The organism is Sulfurimonas sp., from assembly GCF_023228785.1.
Lineage (GTDB): Bacteria > Campylobacterota > Campylobacteria > Campylobacterales > Sulfurimonadaceae > Sulfurimonas.
The window spans coordinates 1-18,607 of the sequence record NZ_JALOAN010000042.1; the positions used below are offsets into that span (position 1 = coordinate 1).

General features: G+C 32.2%; 20 protein-coding genes. 14 read left to right on the forward strand and 6 right to left on the reverse strand.

Going from position 1 to position 18,607, the window contains the following annotated elements; translation table 11 throughout:
* A partial coding sequence (locus M0Q24_RS09785) for a flagellin (RefSeq protein WP_295050234.1) occupies window positions 1-107 on the forward strand: 107 nt, incomplete at its 5' end.
* Window positions 108-317: 210 nt separating this feature from the next.
* A complete protein-coding gene (locus M0Q24_RS09790) occupies window positions 318-1,517 on the forward strand; it encodes a flagellin (RefSeq protein ID WP_295050198.1) in 1,200 nt (399 codons plus the stop codon).
* Here M0Q24_RS09790 and M0Q24_RS09795 read toward each other — a convergent pair.
* On the reverse strand, window positions 1,501-3,489 hold the full coding sequence (locus M0Q24_RS09795) for a 6-hydroxymethylpterin diphosphokinase MptE-like protein (RefSeq protein WP_295050200.1): 1,989 nt from the start codon (window positions 3,487-3,489) through the stop codon (window positions 1,501-1,503). The genes M0Q24_RS09790 and M0Q24_RS09795 overlap by 17 nt on opposite strands.
* A 137-nt stretch (window positions 3,490-3,626) precedes the next feature.
* Between M0Q24_RS09795 and pseB the strand changes: the two genes are divergently transcribed.
* The 10 genes from pseB to M0Q24_RS09845 are packed head-to-tail and all read left to right on the forward strand — an operon-like array spanning window position 3,627 to window position 12,896.
* Window positions 3,627-4,613, forward strand: coding sequence for a UDP-N-acetylglucosamine 4,6-dehydratase (inverting) (gene pseB, locus M0Q24_RS09800; protein WP_295050202.1), 987 nt, complete (start codon window positions 3,627-3,629; stop codon window positions 4,611-4,613).
* A gap of 1 nt (window position 4,614) precedes the next feature.
* Window positions 4,615-5,739: a UDP-4-amino-4,6-dideoxy-N-acetyl-beta-L-altrosamine transaminase gene (gene pseC / locus M0Q24_RS09805; RefSeq protein WP_295050204.1), complete on the forward strand. Its 1,125-nt coding sequence runs from the start codon at window positions 4,615-4,617 to the stop codon at window positions 5,737-5,739.
* Window positions 5,740-6,453, forward strand: a complete 714-nt coding sequence (gene pseF, locus M0Q24_RS09810) for a pseudaminic acid cytidylyltransferase (RefSeq protein ID WP_295050206.1) — start codon at window positions 5,740-5,742, stop codon at window positions 6,451-6,453.
* Window positions 6,453-7,376 (forward strand): UDP-2,4-diacetamido-2,4,6-trideoxy-beta-L-altropyranose hydrolase, encoded by a 924-nt coding sequence (pseG, locus tag M0Q24_RS09815; RefSeq protein ID WP_295050208.1) that lies wholly within the window; start codon window positions 6,453-6,455, stop codon window positions 7,374-7,376. The genes pseF and pseG overlap by 1 nt, the downstream gene beginning before the upstream one ends.
* Window positions 7,373-8,014 (forward strand): formyltransferase family protein, encoded by a 642-nt coding sequence (locus tag M0Q24_RS09820; protein WP_295050211.1) that lies wholly within the window; start codon window positions 7,373-7,375, stop codon window positions 8,012-8,014. The genes pseG and M0Q24_RS09820 overlap by 4 nt, the downstream gene beginning before the upstream one ends.
* A complete protein-coding gene (pseI, locus tag M0Q24_RS09825; RefSeq protein ID WP_295050213.1) occupies window positions 8,001-9,032 on the forward strand; it encodes a pseudaminic acid synthase in 1,032 nt (343 codons plus the stop codon). The genes M0Q24_RS09820 and pseI overlap by 14 nt, the downstream gene beginning before the upstream one ends.
* Before the next feature lie 32 nt (window positions 9,033-9,064).
* Window positions 9,065-9,820, forward strand: coding sequence for a TylF/MycF/NovP-related O-methyltransferase (locus M0Q24_RS09830; RefSeq protein WP_295050215.1), 756 nt, complete (start codon window positions 9,065-9,067; stop codon window positions 9,818-9,820).
* 38 nt (window positions 9,821-9,858) lie between these two features.
* Window positions 9,859-10,797 carry a radical SAM protein gene (locus tag M0Q24_RS09835; protein ID WP_295050217.1) on the forward strand — a complete coding sequence of 313 codons (939 nt, stop codon included), beginning with the start codon at window positions 9,859-9,861 and terminating at the stop codon, window positions 10,795-10,797.
* A gap of 3 nt (window positions 10,798-10,800) precedes the next feature.
* Entirely contained in the window at window positions 10,801-11,763 is a 963-nt protein-coding gene (locus M0Q24_RS09840; protein WP_295050219.1) for a class I SAM-dependent methyltransferase, read from the forward strand.
* The gene (locus M0Q24_RS09845; RefSeq protein WP_295050221.1) at window positions 11,760-12,896 is read left to right on the forward strand and encodes an N-acetyl sugar amidotransferase; all 1,137 of its coding nucleotides are present in this window, start codon (window positions 11,760-11,762) and stop codon (window positions 12,894-12,896) included. The genes M0Q24_RS09840 and M0Q24_RS09845 overlap by 4 nt, the downstream gene beginning before the upstream one ends.
* 78 nt (window positions 12,897-12,974) lie before the next feature.
* Here M0Q24_RS09845 and fliD read toward each other — a convergent pair whose 3' ends face one another.
* Complete coding sequence (gene fliD / locus M0Q24_RS09850; RefSeq protein WP_295050223.1) at window positions 12,975-14,345, reverse strand: flagellar filament capping protein FliD; 1,371 nt, start codon at window positions 14,343-14,345, stop codon at window positions 12,975-12,977.
* Window positions 14,346-14,556: 211 nt separating this feature from the next.
* Between fliD and fliS the strand changes: the two genes are divergently transcribed.
* Window positions 14,557-14,919, forward strand: a complete 363-nt coding sequence (gene fliS / locus M0Q24_RS09855) for a flagellar export chaperone FliS (protein ID WP_295050224.1) — start codon at window positions 14,557-14,559, stop codon at window positions 14,917-14,919.
* Window positions 14,920-15,174, forward strand: coding sequence for a hypothetical protein (locus M0Q24_RS09860; RefSeq protein WP_295050226.1), 255 nt, complete (start codon window positions 14,920-14,922; stop codon window positions 15,172-15,174).
* 8 nt (window positions 15,175-15,182) lie between these two features.
* Here the strand turns inward: M0Q24_RS09860 and M0Q24_RS09865 are convergent, their stop codons facing one another.
* The 4 genes from M0Q24_RS09865 to M0Q24_RS09880 are packed head-to-tail and all read right to left on the reverse strand — an operon-like array spanning window position 15,183 to window position 18,416.
* Entirely contained in the window at window positions 15,183-15,878 is a 696-nt protein-coding gene (locus M0Q24_RS09865) for an SDR family oxidoreductase (RefSeq protein ID WP_295050227.1), read from the reverse strand.
* Entirely contained in the window at window positions 15,875-16,867 is a 993-nt protein-coding gene (locus M0Q24_RS09870) for a lytic murein transglycosylase (protein WP_295050228.1), read from the reverse strand. The genes M0Q24_RS09865 and M0Q24_RS09870 overlap by 4 nt, the downstream gene beginning before the upstream one ends.
* Complete coding sequence (locus M0Q24_RS09875; RefSeq protein ID WP_295050230.1) at window positions 16,864-17,943, reverse strand: glycoside hydrolase family 3 N-terminal domain-containing protein; 1,080 nt, start codon at window positions 17,941-17,943, stop codon at window positions 16,864-16,866. Before M0Q24_RS09875 ends, M0Q24_RS09870 begins: the two co-directional genes overlap by 4 nt.
* The gene (locus tag M0Q24_RS09880; RefSeq protein WP_295050232.1) at window positions 17,940-18,416 is read right to left on the reverse strand and encodes a hypothetical protein; all 477 of its coding nucleotides are present in this window, start codon (window positions 18,414-18,416) and stop codon (window positions 17,940-17,942) included. The genes M0Q24_RS09875 and M0Q24_RS09880 overlap by 4 nt, the downstream gene beginning before the upstream one ends.
* Window positions 18,417-18,607 lie beyond the last annotated feature (191 nt).

Below are 18,607 nucleotides of genomic sequence, written 5' to 3' on the forward strand. Positions count from 1 at the left end.
CAGAGAGTGCAAACTTTGCAAAATTCAATATTTTAGCTCAGTCAGGTTCATATGCTATGAGTCAAGCTAACGCTGTTCAACAAAACGTGATGAGACTACTTCAGTAGTCTTGAGTAAGTAGCTTTAGCTACGCTCACGTTTCTTTAGAAAACGTGATGAGACAGTTACAATAGTAACTTAATCTCTAGCTTCTTTATAAAAATTCACTCTCAAGTCTTTCTTGGGAGTGAGTTACTCTTTTTTTTAAAATCTTCTTCTTATAAATTTTGGAACACATATTGCTCAAACCATACAAATAACCTAAAAAAGGATTTGTGATGGGATTTAGAATAAACACAAACATCAGTGCAATGAATGCACATAGAAATGCAAGCATGACTAACTTGGGACTAGATAAAAGTTTAAATGCTTTATCATCAGGACTAAGAATTAACAAAGCGGCAGATGATGCTTCGGGAATGGCTATTGCTGATTCACTTCGTCAACAAGCACAAGGTTTGGGCCAGGCTATTATGAATGCTAACGATGCTATTGGGGTGACACAAACAGCAGATGGCGCATTTGATGAATACACAAAAATTGTAGATACCATAAGAACGAAATCAATCCAAGCAGCATCAGATGGTCAAACGCTTGATTCTCGTCAAAAAATTCAGTCGGATATAGATAGATTAATGGAAGAGGCACAAAACATTGCTTCAACTACATCGTTTAATGGTCAAACATTACTAAATGGTGCATTTCAGAATAAATCATTTCATATTGGAGCTTATTCAGGAGAGACTGTAAAGATATCAATTGATAATGCACAAACACATAATGTAGCCAATTTTGCTTTAGCAGAGAGTACTGCTGGATTTATAGATACAACAGCTACGCAAGCAGCATTTACTACAACTTTATCAGCGTCAGTTATTGGTGTAGACGGAACTACATCAGCTGTTACATCAACTGCTTCTTTTACTACAGGGTCACATAAGGCTTATGAGATAGCTCAAGCTACCGTTGATGCATTTAATGCAGCAGCTCAAATTCAAGGTGCAGATATTAGAGCTAGTATATATGAAGATGCTGATTCTAGTGCAGCTGCACCTCAGTATGGCATCCGCTTAGATTCTCCAACTACTGTATCAGCTATAGGTTTAACAGATGGTGCTGGTAGTGCTGCTTTTGGAGCTGCTGTAGCTACAGCAGGACTTACTAACAATCTATCAACAGTTGATGTTACAACACGTGAGAGTGCAGAGAAAGCGATTATAATCACGGATTATGCTCTTAAAGATTTAGGAAATACTCGTTCAGATATAGGTTCTGTACAAAATCAACTTGAATCTACAATACGCAACATTAGTGTTACACAAGTAAATGTTCAAGCAGCAGAATCTCAGATTCGTGATGTTGACTTTGCGGCAGAGAGTGCTACTTTTTCAAAATTCAATATCTTAGCTCAGTCAGGCTCATACGCTATGAGTCAAGCTAATGCTGTTCAGCAAAATGTACTTAAGCTACTTCAGTAGCTTCAAGTACTTTCAAATTTTCTTCATAAGTTAAGATTATCTTTTCTATCTGAGTGACCAAAAATTGTTTTAACTTCTTAACGTGCTTTTTTTTGTTCTTAAGTTCAACTGTACATACTAAATCATCTACAAATGAGCTTATTCTTAAAAAATAAATAGTTAGTATTTCCCATAATTCATATTGATAACTGTGCTTAAAAACAGCAGTAACTAAATTTTCATATGATATTAAAAAAATATCACCATTAGAAACAGGGGATGTTTTGAACTTTTCTAGCAATATTTTTAAATCAGAAATTTGTTCTATTTTAAATTTAATCTCATCCATTTCTAAATTATTAAGTTCACTTGTTGAATAAAAATTAAATATTTTTCTAATCTCATTTTGAATTATAGTTTTATCTAAAATATTTTTTTCTTTTATGTCAGAAATATTAAGTGGGATAGTATCTTCAAAATAGGCACCATTTTGAGATAAATTATAAACATTTTGCTCTGAAGACTTATATTCCCTTGTTTTAGAGTTTACTACTGGAATAGAGAGTGTAAATATAGGTATAGATTTTACTCTGTTTTTTTGATTTCCTTTGACATACAAAATATTGCTTCTTAGTTGAAAATCATCATTTTCTTGTGTAATTACTTTTGCTGATGTTATATGTTCGTCTGAATGAGTTTGATCATCATCACCAAGTGCAAAATCTAAGCCTAAAAGATAAATAGAAGAAGCGTTGAAGATTAAAGCAATCGAGTAGATTGTTTCACCTACACTTGTTACGGGTAGTGTGCTTTTTCCTAATTTATATTTTGTCCTATCTTCATGTAAGAAAATATTTTTTTTATCAAACTTATCAAAGTGTATTTGTGAAATGGATGCGCTATAAATTAAAAGTGTATCTTTTAAAAAATCTAGGTTACCTATATCCTTAAATATATTATTTGATTCCAAAGGACCTTCGTCAATATGAACAGCTATATCTGGAACAATATTGGCTTTTTTAAGTATTTTTAAAGTCACAAACAAGGTTATAATAATATATTTATTATGATTTTCTTTTAACCACTCTAAGTTGCTTTGAAGTGATGGACCAGCTGCAATAATTAACCATGGCTTATCTTTGAAATATTGTTCAGAGTCTTTTTTTTCTAAATTTAAAAATTTATAATTATCTTTGATTTTTTTTAAAACTTTATTATTTTTTTCTAACATTTTTTCATTTGAGTAAGTAGCCTCTGGTCTTGAGATGAGAAAACTTCTTATATCATCTATCTTTTCTTGATATAAGTCTGAAAAAAGCGAATATTTTATAAAATGGTTTTTAAAAAAGGCACTTAAGAAAAAATTGTGAAATGTTTCGTGAAACTCATTTTTATTTTCTGCTATTGAAAAAAAAACTTTACGTTTTTCAAAGATGTTTTTGTAGTTAGTGGTAAACATGGATAACCTAAAAAGCTCTATATCATCTTCTATAACTAAAGATATTGGGATACTAAAATTACTTACAATATTGTCTATGTGAAATGCTAGACCTGTTCCAAAAAAAATGTATTTATTTATTTTGTCCATGCTCATCGAATCATCACAGTGAGTATTATGATATTCCATAATATGAGCTACCGAAATAAAGGGAGATATGGCATTTTGAATTTTATAAAGATCTAAAGTATCTTTATCAAAAATCAATTTTCTTTGAGTTTTAAAAGATTGTATATTTTTTTTGAGATTAACTTTTTTGCTTAGTTCCTCTGAGTAAATTATTGAATTTTGCTGGTAAAGTTTCTGATTTGATTGTAATTCAACTATATCAAAATAATCATCTTTGTATTCTAGTTCATATTTTTGAGGGTATGTTCCATCACTCAAAATGCTATCTAATGCTAGTATTTTGTTGTGAAGTTGTGGGTGCTTATCTTGAAAATAAATCATATTTTCTTGGTAGTTTTGTATAGCTTTTGTTTCAATATCTTGCATCTTTAAAAACCTTAAATTTATTTGGATTAATTATATCAAATTTATTGCCCATGGTATGGATAATGCTAAATGTTTTATGTATAATGAGTTTATACATTAAACTAGTAAGTAATGTTTTACTCAGTAAAGGAAAATGAATGTTCAATAACAAAAACATATTTATAACAGGTGGAACAGGAAGTTTTGGTAAAAAATATACAGAAATATTGCTTACGAAGTATAAGCCTAATAAAATTATTATATATAGCCGTGATGAACTAAAACAGTATGAAATGGCACAAACTTTTAATGACAAATGCATGAGATATTTTATAGGTGATGTAAGAGATAGCGCAAGACTTGAAGAAGCTATGCAAGATGTAGATTTTGTTATCCATGCGGCAGCTTTAAAACATGTTCCAGTTGCTGAGTATAATCCCATGGAGTGCATAAAAACAAATATTGATGGTGCTCAAAATGTTATACAGGCGGCTATTAAAAATGAAGTAGGAAAAGTAATAGCGCTCTCAACTGACAAAGCCTCAAGCCCTATAAATCTTTATGGTGCCACTAAGCTTGCTAGCGATAAACTTTTTGTAGCTGCTAATAATATGGTAGGAAAAAGAAAAACAAGATTTTCAGTTGTAAGATATGGAAACGTAGTAGGTTCAAGAGGCTCTGTAGTGCCGTTTTTTCAAAAATTAATAGATGAGGGAGCTGTAAATCTACCAATAACTCATGAAGATATGACAAGATTTTTTATAACTTTAGAAGATGGGGTGAATTTTGTTTTAGATGACTTTAAGAGAATGCATGGAGGAGAGATTTTTATACCAAAGATCCCATCTATGAAGATGACAGAATTGGCATATGCACTTGCACCAAATCTACATCATAAGGTTATAGGTATAAGACCTGGCGAGAAGATGCACGAAGTTATGATAACAGAGGATGACAGAGTTGTAGAGTTTGATAGCTACTATGTAATAACACCAACTATACAATTTACATACACAGTAGATTATAATAAAAATGCAGTAGGCGAAGTGGGTAAAGATATTGGTACAGGCTTTGAATATAACTCATTAAATAATAATGAATGGCTTACAAATGAGCAATTTTTAGAAATGGTGGAGAAATCATAAAATGAATTTTATCCCTTATTCTAAACAATCAATAGAACAAGATGATATAGATGCAGTTGTAGAGACTCTAAAATCAGACTTTTTAACAACAGGACCAAAAATCAAAGAGTTTGAAGATGCGCTGAGTGATTACTGTGGAGCAAACTATGTAGTAGCAGTTGCAAATGGAACAGCAGCTCTTCATCTAGCCTCACTAGCCTTACTTAAATCTAGGGATAAAGTACTTACTACGCCTAACTCTTTTTTAGCTACATCAAATTCAATACTTTATGTAGGTGCAAAACCTATTTTCGTAGATATAGCAGAAGATGGAAATATAGACTTAGATCTATGTGAAGAAGTACTTAAAAAAGATCCAAGCATAAAAGCACTATATGGAGTCTCTTTTAGTGGTCGTATGTTAAATCAAAAAAAGTTAGCGTATCTAAGACAAACATACAACATATCCATACTAGAAGACAATGCTCACTCTATAGGTGCAGTATATGATGGTATAAAATCTGGAAGTTGTGCAAATAGTGAGTGTGGAATTTTTTCTTTTCATCCAGTAAAACACCTCACAACAGCAGAAGGTGGAGCTATAACTACAAACTCTAAAGAGATCTATGAAAAGCTACTTATGCTTCGAGCTCATGGGATGGTAAAAACACCAGATATGAAACCATGGGAGTATGAGATGAGAGAGTTAGGCTTTAACTACCGCATCACAGATATTCAGTGCGCACTAGGTCTAACTCAACTAAAAAAACAAGTAGGTTTTTTACAAAGAAGATATGAGATAGCTAAAGCTTATGATAAAGCACTTGAAAATACTAATGTAAAACCACTCTATACTTATGATGGAACATCATCATATCATCTGTATGTAGTGCAAGTTGATTTTACAAAACTAAGTATCACAAAAGAAGATTTATTTAACACTCTTAAAGAAAAAAACATAGGGATACAGCTTCATTATATACCTATAAATAAACAACCATATTATAAATCTTTAGGATATGGAAGTGAAAATACTCCAGTTATGGATAACTATTATAGGGAGTGTTTTTCGCTTCCTATGTATCCACTTCTTAGTGATGAAGAACAATCCTATGTGATAAAAACACTACTAGAGGTTTTAAGATAGATGGCAAAAAATGCAATAGCAATAATCCCAGCGCGAGGCGGAAGTAAAAGAATACCAAGAAAAAACATCAAAGAGTTCTTTTCTAAGCCACTAATTGCTTATAGTATTGAGACTGCATTAGATTCAAAGCTTTTTGAAAAAGTTATTGTCTCAACCGATGATGAAGAGATAGCAAAAATAGCTGCAGAATATGGAGCTGAAGTTCCATTTTTAAGACCATCTGAGCTTAGTGATGATTTTACAGGCACTGTAGATGTAGTTAATCATATGGTAGAGTATTTAGAGTCTAGAGGTGAGAGCTATGAGTACATATGCACGATTTATGCAACAGCTCCATTTTTACAAAAAAAATACTTACTACAGGGATATGAAAAGCTTAAAAAAAGCGATGCTATAAATGCTTTTAGTTCAACGACTATGCCATTTCCAATTCAGAGGACATTTAAGTTAGATGCGCAGGGTAGAAGTGAGATGTTTACCCCAGAGCACTATATGTCAAGAAGCCAAGATCTCGAAGAGGCGTATCAAGATGCAGGACAGTTTTATTGGACAAATAGAAAAAGAGAGAAAAAGTCAACAAACAAAGTAGTCTTTAGTAATATTAGCATCCCCATAATACTTCCAAGACATCTAGTACAAGATATTGACACGCTAGAAGATTGGATAAGAGCAGAGTTTATGTATGAAGCTCTAAAAAAAGCTAAAGAGATATGATGAAGATTTTATTCCGCGCAGATTCATCATCTACCATAGGGACTGGTCATATTATGCGTGATTTGGTTTTAGCGAAAAAGTATGCTAAAAAAGATCATAATATTATATTTGCCACACAAGATTTAAGTGGCAATATAAATCATAAAATATTAGAAGATGGATACAAACTTGTCATATTAAAATCAAATAGTCTCAAAGAATTAGATGCGCAAATAAAAAAGTTAGATATAGATATGTTAGTTGTAGACCATTATAGGATTGATTATAAGTTTGAGAAAAAACTAAAAATCCAAAATCCAAAACTAAAAATACTAAGTTTTGATGATACCTATGAAAAACACTACTGCGACATACTCCTGAACCATAACATTAGTGCAGATAAAACAAAATATAAGGTCTTAGTACCAAATAGATGCGTACTTAGATGCGGAGCTAAATATACACTATTAAGAGATGAGTTTTTTAAAGAAAAGAAGAAGCAAAAAAAGAAATTAAAAATTAAAAATTCTACATTTAAAATTTTTGTTGCAATGGGTGGGGCTGATACTGCAAACTTAAATATAAAGATACTAAAAGAACTAAAAAAGATTAAAAATATAAAAGTAAACTTAGTAACAACAACAGCAAATCAACACCTAGATCTACTAGAAAAATATACTAAAAAAAAATCTTGGATAAACCTACAAGTAAACTCAAACAAAGTAGCAAAGCTAATGGCTAAAAGTGATTTTGCAATAGTAACTCCTAGTGTAACAGTGAATGAAGTTTATTATATGGAGTTGGCATTTATTGCTATTAAAACAGCTGATAATCAAGAAGATATGTATAAGTTTTTAAAGAGTAAGGGTTATTTGGTTTTGAGCAGATTTGATAAAATTAAATTTCAAAATCATATATCAAAAATGCTAAGAAATTTACAATGAAAATAGCAATACTTACATCACCAAACCAATGGTTCATCCCTTATGCAAAAGAGTTAAACAAAAATATTTCATCATCAAAGCTATATTTTAATCATCAAGATATGACTGAGAGCTATGATGTAGTCTTTATACTTAGTTATCATCAAATCATAAAAGATGAGTACTTGAGAAAAAACAAACATAACATAGTTGTGCATGCGAGTGATTTGCCTAAAGGTAAAGGTTGGGCACCTTTGTTTTGGCAGGTTTTAGAAGATAAGAACATAATCCCTTTTACTATGTTTGAAGCTTCAAGTGGTGTGGATGATGGTGATATCTATATGCAAAAAGATCTAGTGTTAGATGGATATGAATTAAATGATGAACTAAGACAAAGCCAAGCAAAACACACCATAGATATGTGTTTAGAATTTTTAAATAATTATGATACTTTTAAGATACCTAAAGAGCAAACTGGAGCGGAAACTTTTTATAAAAAGAGAGATGTGCAAGATAGTGAACTAGATATAGGTAAAACAATTAAAGAGCAGTTTAATCTTCTAAGAATAGTTGACAATGAAAACTATCCAGCTTTTTTTGAGATAAATGGCCATAAGTATATTTTAAAAATTCAAAAGGCTAAAGATGAAAATAGGTAATTTTAATTTAAACAAAGATGGTACATATATAATTGCAGAACTTAGTGCCAACCACAATGGAAGTTTGCAAAATGCACTAGACACTATAAAAGCCGCAAAAGATGTAGGGGCAGATTGTATAAAACTGCAAACATATACAGCTGATACTATAACGCTAGATTCAGATAAAGAAGATTTTATAATCAAAGGTGGAACGCTTTGGGATGGTAAAAAACTTTACGATCTATATAAAGAAGCATATACACCTTGGGAATGGCATAAAGAGCTTTTTGAATATGCAAGAAGTATAAATATTGATATATTTTCATCCCCTTTTGACAAAAGTGCAGTTGATTTTTTAGAACAGTTTAATCCCTCTGCATATAAGATAGCATCGTTTGAGATAACGGACTATGAACTCATAAGGTACAGCGCATCCAAGATGAAACCAATCATCATAAGTACAGGAATAGCTACAATAGATGAGATACAAGATGCAGTAGATATATGTAGAGGTGTTGGAAATAATGACATAGTACTACTAAAATGTACTAGCGCATATCCAGCTCCACTTGAAGATGCCAACCTTGCCACCATAGTAAACTTGGCTCAAACATTTGGAGTAGTTAGTGGGTTTTCAGATCACACTCTAGGAGCTACTGCACCTATTGCAGCAGTAGCACTTGGCGCTAAAGTTATAGAGAAACACTTTATACTTGATAAGTCTATAGGTGGAGCGGATGCAGACTTTTCTATGGATAAACAAGGGTTTAGAGATATGGTAAAGGACATAAGAGATGTAGAAAAACTTATAGGAAAAGTTGACTATAGTATGAATAGTAAGAAAAAACAAAGCAGACAATTTAGCAGAAGCCTCTATGTAAGCCAGGATATCAAAAAAGGTGAAATTTTTACAGAGCAAAACATAAGAAGTGTAAGACCAGGATATGGTATGCATCCTAAGTATTTAAAAGATATTCTAGGCAAAGTTGCGCAGAAAAATTATGTGTTTGGAGATAGATTAAGCATAAATAGGTAAAATTATTTTAGTACACAAAGTAGGAGAAAATTATGAGTAGAAACACTAAGCAATACGAGGGAACAAAGTTATCAACGGTAGGACAAAAAGAAAAAGAGAATATGGTAGCAGAGTATTTTAATGAAGCGTATGGAAGCACTTCTGATAAATTAAACTCTCTCTCAAGATTTAAATCTAGACAAAATTACGCTAAAGACTTATGTTATTATGAGATGTTTAAGATGACAAAAGGGGTTCTTGGAAATATAGTTGAATGCGGGGTTTACTTTGGAGATGGCATATTTAATTATGCGAATCTCTGCGCATCTTTAGAGCCATATAACTACCAAACAAAAATCATAGGGTTCGATACATTTGAGGGTTCTATAGGTAAATCTCAAAAAGATCAAAATAGTTTGATAGATCTAAAAGAGGGTGATTACTTATCTGATTCATATGAGGATCTCAAAAGAGCTATAGAGATATATGACTTAGATAGACCGCTAAACCATCTTCCTAAGATAGAGCTAATAAAAGGTGATGTTAGAGAAACTTCAAAAAATTATGTTGAACAAAACCCACAATCAGTCATAAGAATACTACAACTGACTATGAATTTTTATGAACCTACTAAGGCTGCTTTAGAGTGTTTTTATCCTAAAATTCCAAAAGGTGGCATAGTTATGATAAATGCTTTAAACTATGTTTCTGGAGCTACACAAGCACTTGACGAAGTAATAGGTATACAAAATATAAACCTAAGAACATTTGATTTTTACCCAAATATAGTCTACTTCATAAAAGAGTAAAATGATTTTATGTTAATAAAAACAGTGAGTTGATTGAAATGTTAGAGAAAAATTTTATATATAAATTTCCTAAAGTAGTTAGGATAGAACCATCAGCTACATGCAATTTATCTTGTATACATTGCCCTACTGGAACTTACCAAAATCCAATAAAGGGCAATATGACAAAAGAGCTATTTTCAAAAGTAATAGATCAGATTAAAGATGAAAGAATAGATGTAGTTGTACTCTATATGGGTGGGGAGCCATTTATAAACAAAGATTTCTTCTTTATGCTCAAAGAGTTAAAAAAAATAAAAATACCATGGACTAAAACTGTCTCAAATGGAATGCTGTTAAATAGTAGTATGATAGATAAAATTTTAGATTCAACACTAGATAGCATAGAGTTTTCACTTGATGGAATAGACTCAAAAATGAATGATTTCATAAGAAAAAAGTCTAGTCATAAAAAAGTTATAAATAATATTAAAGAACTTATTGAAAAAAAAGTAAAAAGAAACTCGAATATAGAGATTAAAATATCTTCAACACAGTTTAAATACTACGATAAAAATAACAATCTTAAATCCCCACAGAGTAAATGGCTTGAATATGAGTTTAAGTCTTATATTGAAGCAGGTTTGATAAGTATAGCATATACAGATGCAATAAAGTGGAGTGATATGAACCTAGATGAAAATATTTTTGATGTTGCTGTTGATGAAGATGATGAGATCTCAAACAAGTGTGACCATATACAAAACACTATAACAATTAGGCACAATGGAGATGTAGTTCCATGCTGTTATGATTTGACAAGTCAGCTGATTATGGGAAATATGCAAATAAAACCACTACAAGAGATATGGAATAATGATAAATATCTTAAATTAAGAAAAAGCATATATGAGAAAAATTTTTATTCCATATGTGATGAGTGTAGCGTGGTAAAAAAAGACAAGTATTTAATTTTGAAAGATTTAAATAAAGGATAGTTAATGGCACAAACTGTAAAAGAATTGCATGAAAAAAGGATGAAAATCTGGGATGAGAGTATGCAAAACCATGAAAAATATATAGACCAAAATACAGGCTTATTTTTGGATAAATACACTAAAACAAGAGCTTGCCCCGTTTGTTCAAGTATGGAGTACCAGAAAATATTTTCTAAGGAGGGCGGAACATATGTAAAGTGTGTAAAGTGCACTATGATATATCTTAATCCTGTGTTTAATGATAAAGCAATAGTAGAGTACTATGAGACAAATCATACAGAACAAGCTCAGCTAGTTGAATCAGATACGGATAGTTTTTATATAAATCTTTATAATGGTGGGCTAGATAGGGTTCAACAAGAGATGAAAAATGCTAAAAACATACTAGATATAGGTTGTTCATCAGGAACATTTTTAGATTTGGCAAAAAAAAGAGATCTACGCACCTATGGTGTAGAGTTAAATAAATTAGAGTATGAATTTGCTAAGAACAAAGGTCACAATGTTTTTAATGATCTTTTAGAAAATATTAATTTTGATAATACTTTTGACATAATAACAATGTGGGATGTTTTTGAGCATATAATTGATGGGGAGTTCTATCTCAAGTATATGAAAAAACTTCTTAGTAAAAATGGTGTTATATTTTTACAAATTCCAAGCTCTGATTCATTAGCTGCAAAGATACTCCAAGAACATTGCAATATGTTTGATGGTTTAGAGCATGTAAACTTATATGGTGTAGAGACTATAAAAATGTTAGCAAAAAAATGCTCTTTAGATGTGTTAAATATAAAAACAGTTATATCGGAAATTGGGGTAATAAACAACTACTTGGCTTATGAAAATCCATACTTGGGTAGTGCTACAAATAAAGAAAATATACCAAATATTATAGATGAGACTACGCTACATCAAACCCTACAAGGCTATAAACTTCAAGTAGTTTTAGGAGTAAAGAGATGAAGTTTTGTACAAAATGCGTAATGCCAGAGACAAAACCAGGATTAGAATTTGATGAAAATGGTGTATGTGATGCCTGCAACTCTCAAGTATCAAAGGACCAAAATATTGATTGGCAAGAAAGAAAAAAAAAGTTTTTAGAGCTTATAAAAAAATATAAAGTTCATCCAGATTATGATTGTATTATCGGTGTTAGTGGGGGCAAAGATTCTACATATCAGGTTGTTAAGATACTAGAGTTAGGGCTTAACCCATTATGTGTATGTTTTGAGCCTACTATACCTACTGAGATAGGACGTAAAAATCTTGATAATATCAACAACTTAGGTGTTGACCTTATACATATAAAACGAAACCCTATTGTGTACAAGAAATTAGCAAAAGAAGCTATTAAAAGAACAGGAGATAATGAGTGGCAAAACCATTTAGGAATATTTACAACTGTACCTAAAATGGCAATTAATTTTAAGATACCTCTTATTATATGGGCGGAGAATTCACAAATGGAGTATGGAGGACCAGCCTCTAGTAAAACTAAAAGCATACTAGATAGAAAGTGGCTTGAAGAGTTTGGTGGGCTTTTAGGAAGTAGTGTGTCAGATATGTTAGGTGTTGATGGTTTAACTAAGCGAGATTTGTCTTTGTATACATATCCAGATGATGAGGAGATAAAAGAAGTTGGAGTTACCGGATTGTTTTTAGGCTACTACTTCAAATGGGATCTGCGTAAGATTCTTGAGGTATCAAAGCAAAATGGTTTTGTCGCTCAAGATAGAGCTGTAGAGACAACTTATGAAAATTTTGAAAACTTAGATTGTTACAGTAACCATGTTCATGATTACTTGAAGTATCTAAAATATGGTTTTGGTAGGGCTAGCGACAATGCTTCTTTAGATGTAAGGCTAGGCTATATATCTAGAGAAGAAGCTGTTAGATTGGTTAATAGATATGATGGGATACCTCCTAAAAAAGCCATAAAAGAATATTTGAAATACACAGGTTTCTCTCAAGGTGAGTTTGAAAAAATTGTTAATTCTTATATAAACAAAAATATATTTGAAAAAGACAAAAACAATTCTTTTTTAAGAGATATCGATGGCTCTCTTATAAGAAAAAAAGAATGTCTTGTCAGGTAGTATTAATGTTAAATAGTTTACAAAGTACATAGAAATTGAGATACTTAAAAGTAGGAAAAAATCCTACTTTACATTATCTTAATCATTAGAGTTAAGCTCAGCACTTATCATCATCTGAAGTGATGAAAACTGAGAGTTTAGTCTACTAATCATACCATCATAGGCAGTAAATCTTTTAGTCATAATTTCGTATCTTGTGTTTAGACTCTCTTGTGAACGAATCAAGTTCTCACGTAAGTTTGTAGATTCATTTTTTATACTACTCTCAAAGTTACTTAGCATCTTTCCATAGCCAGTGTAAGATTTTATTTTTTCATCTACCATCTCAAAAAAACCAGTTTTGTCTATACCGTTTGCATCAGTACCGCCAGTAAAGAAAAGCTTAACTGCATCAGGATCTTCACTTAGTTGTGTCTCCAACTTACTCTTATCAAAGCTCATTGCGCCACTTCTATCTAAACTAATTCCTGATTCAATTAAAGAGCCACCATTAAACATACCTGTAATTACATTTGTTAGATCTCTTCTTATCCCTTTTACGAGACTTTCGCTTGAAAAAACACCTTGAGCACCAGTCTCTGTATCATTCACGGTCATATCAGACAAATTTTGCATAAGTGTGTTGTACGCATCTACAAACATCTGCATCTCATCTACTACAAGGGAGGTGTCTTGGTTTATTTTTACATCAGAGAAGTCACCTTCTTTTTTTAAGCTTATATCCACACCTAAAATCAAGTCACTTATCTCATTTGTAGCTCTTGTGGTTGTTATGCCGTTATACTTAAACTTAGCATCTTGACCTGCTTGAATCTTCTCATAATTATCAGCACCAACAGTATTCATTAAAGTAGAACCAAGCGCTCCAGTATCGGTAATAGTTAGTGCTTCAGCTGCTCCCGTTTTAGTTGAAGAAACTACTAACGAAAAGGCTCCATCACCAGTTTGAAGTATAGAAGAACCTATTTTACCATCTGATACATCTGTTATCTTTTGAGAGAGTTCAGATAATGTGGTAGTAGCGTCATAGTCAATGTTAAAAGAGCCTATCGTAAGCGTTCCAGCTCCACCATTTACAGCAGGATCTGATATAGTTGACAACTTTGAACTAACAGCTGCAAACTTTGTTATATCTTTTTTAGCTAACTCTAAAGTCTCTAGTGTAAACGAATCGACATTAGCACCAGCATTTACTTTAACTCCAGCTTGTCCAGAAATATCTACAGTTTTGTTGTCAAATATAGTGTCATAACTAAGTGCAGAAGCGCTAGTTTTTAACGTAGTCATTAGAGATGACAAAAGTGTGTAGGCATCTTGTTTTTGATTATTTAAAGTTATCTTATTTTCTATAGGGGTTACAAGACTTGCTTTGTCAGCTTCTTTTAGCTTATCTATTAAATCAGAAGTTAAAACTCCTGAACCAATCCCTAGTGAGCTTATACCTGCCATAATAAATCCTTTTATCTATAAATTGTATATCTTAATATTACAAGCTACATCGACTTTATTGTAAAATACTTTAGTTATATACTTCATACAGTGACTCTAGCATAGAGCATTCCATCAAAATACTCTTAAAGAAAAAAATATAGCTGTCGATATACTTCGTATGAATGATTCAAACAATGACAATAAATTAACGAATAAAAAAGGCTTAAATATGTACGGGACTACGGCTCATAACACTTATGCACAAAATAATATTGGTATAGAATCACCAACAAGACTCATAGAGATGCTATATGAGGGGATACTTCGTTTTAATGCTCAAGCAAAAAAGGCAATAAAAGATAGTGACGTTGAGAAAAAGATCTATTGGACAAATCGTTCTATCGCTATAATAGTGGAACTTATAGCAGTTTTGGACAACTCTCAAGGAAAGGTTAGCGCTTACTTAGATGGGCTTTATAACTATCAAATTCAACTTCTAACAACTGCAAGTATTGATAATGATGCAGAAAAGTTAGATGAGGTTAATAAGGTTTTTAAAGGACTTCTTGAAGCGTGGAGAGAGACTACATAAATGTGGATAAAAAAATTACAGATCGCCATTATAGAAAAAGATGCAGAAGCTATAGATGAGCTTATGCAGGAGACTCCAGAGTTTGAAAATCAAAAAGATATAGAGAGTGGAATCTATCTTTTACGAGAAGCAATGGAGCTTCTCTATACGCTAAAAGATGAGACAGCGCTTACTATGAAGCAACTCAAAAAAAACATTGATTTTTTAAAATCCACTCAAGAAAAAACCTATAGCAGGTTAGATGTTAAGTTTTAGCTTTTAGTCTATCTTTTCTTAGATATCCCAAAATTCAGACTTCTTATAGTGTATTCACTCACAACTGCGCCTTTTCTCATGCTAAGTATATGAGTAATAGCATCGGCTATATCTGATGCTAAAAGTCTTTCATCTTCTTTGGCACTTACATCAAAACGAAGATCATCATAAAAAGCACTCTTAGTCATATCTGGGTTTATGTTTACAACGCTTAGACCGCTTTTTCTTGTCTCTTCAAACAAAGAGTCACCAAAGGCTCTAAGACCTGCTTTTGTAGCACTATAAACTCCTGCAAATTTACTAGATCTGATGGCTTCTATGGAGTTTATGTTGATGAGATAACCACCGTTTGATTTTAGTGAGCGAAGCAGAGTGTTTGAGAGTAGCATCGCGGAAGTTAGGTTTAAAAATGTCATATCTTTTATGCTCTTTGCGCTTAGCTCTTCATGAGGTTCAAACTTGCCAAATCCAGCACAATTTACCAAGATATAAACAGACTCATTCTTAAGCTTATCACAAACTGTTTGAGTTGATATTTCATCTGAGAGATCAGCTCTGATAGCTTGAAAATCATCACTACTAAATTCACTATCTTTTATATTTCTACTGATACCAATAACACTAAAACCAAGTTCTAAAAGTCTTGAGCAGATCTCTCTTCCAATACCTCTACTTGCCCCTGTAACTAGCGCTTTTTTTTTCATCTCTTTGACTCTTCTTTGTGAAGTAATATGTGTGCATCATAAGCGAGTCTCATAACCCCGATGGTGTAGTTTGATGAGCTATTGTATCGCATGATTTTTTTAGCAAACTCTCTGAAATAATCAAGCTCAGATTTATCGCAAGTGAAGCACTCTAGGTTTTTATTATGTCTACTTTCTTTGTAAACTAAAGAGACATTTTCATGGTTTCTTTCATGCTCAAAATCATACCAATCAGACTCAAGTTTATCGATATCTGGCATCTTTGACCACTCTATAAGTGTGCTAAATTCCGCTTTAATATTCAAATAGTTACTAGCTGAGGTAATGGCATCTTCCATCTTTGAAAGATCTGCGACTTTAGACCTATAACTATCCATATAAACAAAGCTAAATGGCATAAATTGAGGGATACCAACTGCCCCAGCATAAGAACTTGCAAGATTACAAGACTCAGGTTTTACACCTTTTTTGTAGCAGTATTTTATTACAGATTTCATATTGTCTTTGCCCATTTTAAGTAACCACTTATCTCTTTTGCTTTTTGGATCTACTCGAGTAACTATAGTGTTAAAAACTATAAAAGCATCATGAGTTGGTTTTATCTTGCCAAGACCAGACTCTTTCATAAGTATGGCTGCTACTATTTCACGATTTACTCCATATTTTTTTTCACTATAATCATAAACTTCTTTATATTTTTTTAGGTGTTGTACTATATCTGGGACATATTTCACTAAGACATTGTTTGCCTTTTTTTCACTTTTTTTATGTGTTATGATGTGTTTAGGTTGCAAATATTTCCAGCTTACTTCATCGTACTTTTTAGTCTTAAAGTATGAAAGCAAAAATTTGTTTGCGTAGTCATAAGATACACCCTCTTTTACAAGTTGTTCACATATATCTTCATAGTGTTTATTTTTAAATTCACAATTTGTATATTTTGCCCAAATGCTAGTACTTAGCGCTAAAAGTAGTATGATTTTTATCATTTTATGTTCAATTTCTCTATTCTTTGGACAGAATCCATAATTCTCTCGACTGAAATATCTCCATATTTCACAAGTCCAAAGATAGTCTCAACTAGCTCCTCTGGAGTGTTAGATCCTAACTGATTTGCAAAAAGAAGTATATCTACCCCTGCATTTATACTATATAATATGCTCTCTTCTAGTGAGTAGTGCTTAGCGATCGCCGCCATCTGCATGTCATCACTGATGATAACACCATTGTATCCAAGTTTTTCTCTTAGAAGTTTTGTGTTTATCTTGTATGAAAGAGTTGCTGGAAGTTTAAGATCTAAAAATCTATGAAAAATATGAGCAGTCATTATCATATCAACTTTGTTAGCTTCTATGAGCTTTTTGTAAGGTTCTAGTTCCACATCATCCCAAGTTCTTGTAACATCTACAAAACCCTTATGAGAGTCATCCAAAGATGATCCATGACCTGGAAAGTGTTTTATAACTGAGAGAACTTCGTGCTCTCTTAGAGAGTCTATAAAAACTTCTGCATACTCACTTACTTTGTCAGGATCTCCTCCATAAGAACGCTCCAACCCAACGATAACTTCATTTTTTGGATTCAATGCGAGATCTACAACAGGAGCAAAGTTACAATTGATACCGTTTGTATTTAGCATCTGAGATAGCTCGTCGTAGATCTTCTTTGCCTCACTCTTTGAGAGTTTTGAGACCTCTTTTGCGGATAAAAAGGACTTAAATCCATAAGCCTCTTTTAGTCTTGCAACCTTACCACCCTCTTGGTCAACAGAGATAAGCAGAGGTTTTTTAGAGAATGATTGTAATTGTGTTGTTAACTTCTTTAACTGCTTTGGTGAACCTATATTTTTTGTTTTGCTTCTATCGTTATAAAATTTATCAAACAAGATAACACCTAGTAGATCATAACGCACGATATCTTTTGCTATTTGAGACTCTTTTGTAACGCTACTCTCATCAAAGCCCACAACAAGCATACGACCTATAAGTTGTTTTAGTTTTTCATCGCTTATCTCTTGAGCATTAAGCACCATGAAGCTAAGAAGAAGTATGAGTATATATTTCATTTTTTCACCTTTTGTTTTAGTAGTCTATTTATATCATCTATAGCATTAAACACAAGAGATTTGGCAAACTCTTTTGTGATGCTTTTAGGTTGAAAGTGATCTGATACTATCTTAAATATATAACTATTTTTGACATCTTTTGTAGCTTTTAAAAACCCATCTGATTCCATATCTACAAGAGTATAAACGTCACTTTGAGAGACTTCGTTATCTACACAAGTTAGTCTGTGCTCACTTGCATCTACTAACTCACCTATCTCAAAACTCTCATTTGCTCCGCAAATCCCGACATTTAAAATGATATCATTGCTTTGCATCTCTAGAACAACGCGAGAAGTAGCATCTTGCATATTTTGTTTACCAACTCCACTAACTATAATGGCAATTAGCTCATTTTTTTTGCTCTTATCAAGTTTATACTTATCAATAAAAGCCTGAGCTTCACATTTTAAGGCACAAATCACATAAATCATTTTTAAGTTCCTATTGTGATGGGCTGCACCAAAATGAGCCGTCCATTTTTCGAGATATATTTGGTATATATACTATTTTTGTAAAAGATTATAACAAAAAAACTTTGCTAATTAGAAAAACTTAGCTATAATTTCGTCGCTCTTCTTTAGACCTGTGCAATGGTGTTTTGAGACAATGTGTCAGGGTAGGA

What these genes read in the sequence shown, in the direction of transcription:
- M0Q24_RS09790 (WP_295050198.1), top strand. Translation starts at nt 318, where the DNA reads ATGGGATTTAGAATAAACACAAACATCAGTGCAATGAATGCACATAGA.
- M0Q24_RS09835 (WP_295050217.1), top strand. Translation starts at nt 9,859, where the DNA reads ATGTTAGAGAAAAATTTTATATATAAATTTCCTAAAGTAGTTAGGATA.
- M0Q24_RS09820 (WP_295050211.1), top strand. Translation starts at nt 7,373, where the DNA reads ATGAAAATAGCAATACTTACATCACCAAACCAATGGTTCATCCCTTAT.
- M0Q24_RS09830 (WP_295050215.1), top strand. Translation starts at nt 9,065, where the DNA reads ATGAGTAGAAACACTAAGCAATACGAGGGAACAAAGTTATCAACGGTA.
- pseF (WP_295050206.1), top strand. Translation starts at nt 5,740, where the DNA reads ATGGCAAAAAATGCAATAGCAATAATCCCAGCGCGAGGCGGAAGTAAA.
- M0Q24_RS09845 (WP_295050221.1), top strand. Translation starts at nt 11,760, where the DNA reads ATGAAGTTTTGTACAAAATGCGTAATGCCAGAGACAAAACCAGGATTA.
- M0Q24_RS09795 (WP_295050200.1), bottom strand. Translation starts at nt 3,489, where the DNA reads ATGCAAGATATTGAAACAAAAGCTATACAAAACTACCAAGAAAATATG.
- fliD (WP_295050223.1), bottom strand. Translation starts at nt 14,345, where the DNA reads ATGGCAGGTATAAGCTCACTAGGGATTGGTTCAGGAGTTTTAACTTCT.
- fliS (WP_295050224.1), top strand. Translation starts at nt 14,557, where the DNA reads ATGTACGGGACTACGGCTCATAACACTTATGCACAAAATAATATTGGT.
- pseI (WP_295050213.1), top strand. Translation starts at nt 8,001, where the DNA reads ATGAAAATAGGTAATTTTAATTTAAACAAAGATGGTACATATATAATT.
- pseB (WP_295050202.1), top strand. Translation starts at nt 3,627, where the DNA reads ATGTTCAATAACAAAAACATATTTATAACAGGTGGAACAGGAAGTTTT.
- pseG (WP_295050208.1), top strand. Translation starts at nt 6,453, where the DNA reads ATGAAGATTTTATTCCGCGCAGATTCATCATCTACCATAGGGACTGGT.
- M0Q24_RS09875 (WP_295050230.1), bottom strand. Translation starts at nt 17,943, where the DNA reads ATGAAATATATACTCATACTTCTTCTTAGCTTCATGGTGCTTAATGCT.
- M0Q24_RS09880 (WP_295050232.1), bottom strand. Translation starts at nt 18,416, where the DNA reads ATGATTTATGTGATTTGTGCCTTAAAATGTGAAGCTCAGGCTTTTATT.
- pseC (WP_295050204.1), top strand. Translation starts at nt 4,615, where the DNA reads ATGAATTTTATCCCTTATTCTAAACAATCAATAGAACAAGATGATATA.
- M0Q24_RS09870 (WP_295050228.1), bottom strand. Translation starts at nt 16,867, where the DNA reads ATGATAAAAATCATACTACTTTTAGCGCTAAGTACTAGCATTTGGGCA.
- M0Q24_RS09840 (WP_295050219.1), top strand. Translation starts at nt 10,801, where the DNA reads ATGGCACAAACTGTAAAAGAATTGCATGAAAAAAGGATGAAAATCTGG.
- M0Q24_RS09860 (WP_295050226.1), top strand. Translation starts at nt 14,920, where the DNA reads ATGTGGATAAAAAAATTACAGATCGCCATTATAGAAAAAGATGCAGAA.
- M0Q24_RS09865 (WP_295050227.1), bottom strand. Translation starts at nt 15,878, where the DNA reads ATGAAAAAAAAAGCGCTAGTTACAGGGGCAAGTAGAGGTATTGGAAGA.